The sequence below is a fragment of the Actinomycetota bacterium genome (assembly GCA_005774595.1).
Classification (GTDB): Bacteria; Actinomycetota; Coriobacteriia; order Anaerosomatales; family D1FN1-002; genus D1FN1-002.
Window position 1 is genome coordinate 1 of the sequence record VAUM01000175.1, and the last position, 4,038, is coordinate 4,038.

5 protein-coding genes are annotated in these 4,038 nt (G+C 70.6%); 2 read left to right on the forward strand and 3 right to left on the reverse strand.

The annotated features are described in order from the left end of the window. Positions 1-567: hypothetical protein (locus tag FDZ70_07295; protein ID TLM74280.1), on the reverse strand; the 567-nt coding region annotated here is incomplete at its 3' end. Beyond that, a complete protein-coding gene (locus FDZ70_07300; GenBank protein TLM74281.1) occupies positions 564-1,709 on the reverse strand; it encodes a thiolase domain-containing protein in 1,146 nt (381 codons plus the stop codon). The genes FDZ70_07300 and FDZ70_07295, both read right to left, overlap by 4 nt. A 388-nt stretch (positions 1,710-2,097) precedes the next feature. On the opposite strand from FDZ70_07300, the gene FDZ70_07305 reads away from it, so the two are divergent. Together FDZ70_07305 and FDZ70_07310 are read left to right on the forward strand one after the other, a co-directional pair. Beyond that, the gene (locus FDZ70_07305) at positions 2,098-2,730 is read left to right on the forward strand and encodes a PIG-L family deacetylase (GenBank protein TLM74282.1); all 633 of its coding nucleotides are present in this window, start codon (positions 2,098-2,100) and stop codon (positions 2,728-2,730) included. Then, the gene (locus FDZ70_07310) at positions 2,727-3,689 is read left to right on the forward strand and encodes a hypothetical protein (protein TLM74283.1); all 963 of its coding nucleotides are present in this window, start codon (positions 2,727-2,729) and stop codon (positions 3,687-3,689) included. The genes FDZ70_07305 and FDZ70_07310 overlap by 4 nt, the downstream gene beginning before the upstream one ends. A 39-nt stretch (positions 3,690-3,728) precedes the next feature. Here the strand turns inward: FDZ70_07310 and FDZ70_07315 are convergent, their stop codons facing one another. After that, positions 3,729-4,037, reverse strand: a complete 309-nt coding sequence (locus FDZ70_07315) for a cell wall-binding repeat-containing protein (protein TLM74284.1) — start codon at positions 4,035-4,037, stop codon at positions 3,729-3,731. Position 4,038: the final 1 nt, after the last annotated feature.

The window sequence follows — 4,038 nt, forward strand, 5'->3', positions numbered from 1 at the left end:
CGGCTCGATCGCCAGGTAGGTCTCGAGCTTCACCGCGAGGTCCTCGGCGACGGCCTCGATGACGACGTCGCGGTCCGACAGCGCCGCCGGGTCCGTGGCGGTCACCAAGCGCGCGTCGCAGTCGGCGACCTGCGCGTCGTCCATCACGCGGCCGAGCCGCTCGATCACGCGGGCGCGCGCCTTCGCGAGCCTGTCGGCGTCGCGCCCGACCCAGGCCACGTGATGGCCGCGGGTGAGCAGCAGCTCGACCAGTCCGCGGCCCATGACACCGGAGCCGACCACGCCGACCGGCTCGCGGTGCACCGGAGCGCCGCCCGACATCGGGACCTCGTCGCCGACCCAGACCTCGGCGTCGCACTTCACGATCTCGGTCACGCCGTCGGCCGACTCGACGAGCGCGGTCCAGTACGGCACGTCCTCGTGGCCCACGGACGGCGCGTTGACCATCGTCACCGCGACCACCCGGCCCTGCGTGGCGGCACGCTCCTCGAGCGGCGCACGGCAGAACGTGCACTCGGGCAGGTCGTACGCGTAGGCGCGCCCGCACGACGGGCAGTCCTTCCTCACGAAGCACCCCCCGTCAGCACGTGGACGGCGCACGTGCCGCCCACCCCGCCGACGTTGTGCGCCACGCCCGTGCGCGCGCCTTCGACCTGCCGGGCGCCCGCCTCGCCGCGCAGCTGCGCCACGAGTTCGGCGACCTGGCCGACGCCGGTGGCCCCGATCGCGTGGCCGCCTGCCTTCAGGCCGCCAGAAGCGTTGACCGGGATGCGGCCGCCTATCGCGGTCTCGCCCGCGCGCAGCAGCTCGGCCGCGCGGCCGGCCGACGCGATGCCGAGGTCCTCGATCGCCACGATCTCGGCGATGGTGAAGCAGTCGTGGACCTCGGCCAGATCGAGGTCGCCCGCGCACACGCCCGCCTGCGCGTACGCGCGCCGCGCCGCGGCGACCGCCGCCGGGAAGCTCGTGCGGGTGGTGCGCTGCGCGAGCGAGATGACGTCGCTGGCAACCGCGCTGCCCGCGATGCGCACGCTTCGCTCGCCGCGCGGTTTGGCCGACACGACCACCGCGGCGGCGCCGTCCGACACCGGGCAGCAGTCGAACAGGCGCAGGGGCGCGGCGACGGTGGGGCCGGCGTCGATGTCGGACTGCACGACCGTCTTGTGGTGGAAGTGCGCCTTGGGGTTCAGGTTCGCGTTCGCGTGGTTCTTGAGCGACACGAGCTCAAGATCGCGCGCGGTCGTCCCGTACGCCTCCATGTGGCACTGCGCCACGAGCGCGTAGTTCGCCGGGAAGGTGAGCCCCGCGACCTGGTCGAGGACCGCATCGCCGGCCATGCCGATGTTGCGCGTGAGCTCGGCGCCGACCACGTCGCTCATGCGCTCGATGCCGAGCACGAGGATCGGGTCGTATGCGTGCAGCGCGAGCACCGCCTGGTGCACCGCCACGCCGCCCGACGCGCACGCCGCCTCCGTGCGCCAGCTCGGCAGGTTCAGCCCCGGCAGCAGTCCCGCCACCACCGAGTTCAGGTGCAGCTGGCCTTCGTTCGGCCCGCCGAGGAAGTTCGCCACGATGAAGGCGCCGAGTTCGTCGGGGGCGACCCCCGCGTCGGCCAGCGCCGCCGTGATCGCCTCCTGTGCGAGCGCCGGCAACGGCCGGCTCGTGGGCCCGAACCAGGTCTTGGCGGCGCCGATGACGTACGCGTCCATGGTGGGGCTCCCCAGCGGTCGGAAGGCGGGCTACGGTGCAGCGATTCTAGCATTCGGACCGAAGCCGCCCGGAGGAACGCACAGAGTGGGCATACGAGGTCGCCCGACGGTCGGACCTGCCGGACGCTTCGCCAGAGCGCACCTGCGCCTTTCAGGGCACAGCCCACTCCCTGGCCACGAAGGACAGCGTGCCCGCACCACTCGCGCGTGATCGCCCTGTTCACAGCCAACGGGAGCGGCATCCCATGGATCCTTCGCGGGTCGATCCGGCAAGGGCCGGTTCGAGCACCTCCTCTTGTGAGGCAACGAGTCGCTCTCGAGTACATTCTTCGTGAGGCAACGCGTATCATGGGCGCCCGGATCATTCCCGAGAGCGTCGCTTGGAGACATGATGCAACGCGTGCTGGTACTCGCACCCCACACCGACGACGCCGAGATCGGCTGCGGAGGGACGATCGCCCGACTCGTTGAAGAAGGCGTGACCGTCGACGTGGCGGTCTTCTCGACGGCTGAGGACTCCCTGCCAGAGGGCGCTCCCCGAACGCTGTTGCGCGACGAGTTCAACGCGGCGATGGACATCATGGGCATCCCCGCCGAGAACCGGCATGTGCACAACTACCGCGTGCGCCACCTTCCCGCGCACCGGCAGGAGGTGCTCGAGTCGCTCGTCGACCTGAGGTCGAGGGTGGAGCCCGACACGGTCTTCATCCCTTCGGGAGACGACCTGCATCAGGACCACCAGGTCGTCTACATGGAGGGCATCCGGGCCTTCCGCGGCGCGAGCATCCTCGGGTACGAGTTGCCCAGGAACCACATCACGTTCACCACGCATGCGTTCTCCGAGCTCGAGCAGCGCCACATGGACCTCAAGTGGCGGGCGCTCCAGTGCTACGAGTCACAGTTCGAGTTGTCCCGCACCTACTTCTCCCGTGAGTTCATCGATTCACTGGCGCGCGTTCGCGGGGGCCAGATCGACCGGGAGTGGGCCGAGGCGTTCCAGATCTACCGGATGCTCCTATGAGCGCGACAGCAGACCGTTCGACCCTGCGCGTGGCGGACCTCGTCGAGATGCTGAACGCACGCTGCGAGGTTCGCGTTCTGCGACCTGACTTGGCCGAGACGGCGATCGCGGGATTGAAGCCGGCCTCTGCCGCTGCTGCCGGTGACGTCGCGTTCGTGAAGTCCGCATCGATCCTGGCCGCCGCAGACGGGTCCTGCGCTTCCCTGCTCATCGTGCCTGCAGGTTCCTCCGTCGATGAAGCAGCCCTCGCGGCGCGGGGCGTCACGGCCATCGCCTACGCCGCGAACCCGAGGCTCGAGTTCGCGCTCGTCGGCACGCGGGTGGCGCCGCGTCCCCCCGCGACGGGTGTGTCGCCTGCTGCCACGGTGGATGCACGCAGCGTCCTCGGCGAGGATGTCTCGATCGCGGCGGGCTGCGTCATCGGGGCCGCCGAGATCGGGGCGGGGACATCGCTCGGACCGAACTGCGTGGTCATCGACGGCTGCGTCATCGGTAGCGCCTGCACGATCGGCGCATCGGTGACGATCGGCGCCGAGGGCTTCGGGTACGAACGCGACGAGTCAGGATACCCGGTCAAGTTCCCCCACGTCGGCTCCGTGCGCATCGGCGACCGCGTCGACATCGGGGCGGGCACGGTCTTGGACCGCGGCGCGCTCGGCGACACCGTTGTCGGTGACGGCACCAAGATAGACAACCTCTGCCACATCGCGCACAACGTGAGCATCGGCGTCGACACGATGATCGTGGCGCACGCGATGATCGGCGGTAGCGCACGCATCGGCGACCGGGCGTGGATCGGACCGGGAGCGCTGGTGCGCAACGGGCTCACCGTCGGCGACGACGCGTTCGTCTCGATGGGCTCGGTCGTGACTCGTGATGTCGAGGCGGGCCAGCACGTGACGGGGAACTTCGCGATCCCGCACGCGCGCTTCATCGACCACCTGCGCGGGGTGCGCTGACCGTCAGGCGGCGGCGCAAGAAGTGCGCGCTACCCTACGTCACTTGAGCGCGGTGTCGGCCGCGGCGCGGCACGGGTCCGAGACCGCGCCGGTCCCACCCATCACGTAGCCCTTGGCGATGGTCGCCGAGTGCGCGTCGAGCGCGGAGTACGTCGCGCTCGGCATCACCCCCTGGGTGACAAGGAGCACCGGCGCTCTGTTCCGGCCGGCGAGCGGCCCGCACACGAGCACGTCGGACAGGGCGTTCGTGTTGGCCACGTACACCGAGCCCCACGCGAAGCCCTCGCTAGCCGCGAGGTAGTTCGCGAGCGCCACCGCGGTCTCGTAGCGGTTCGCGCCGGCGGCGATC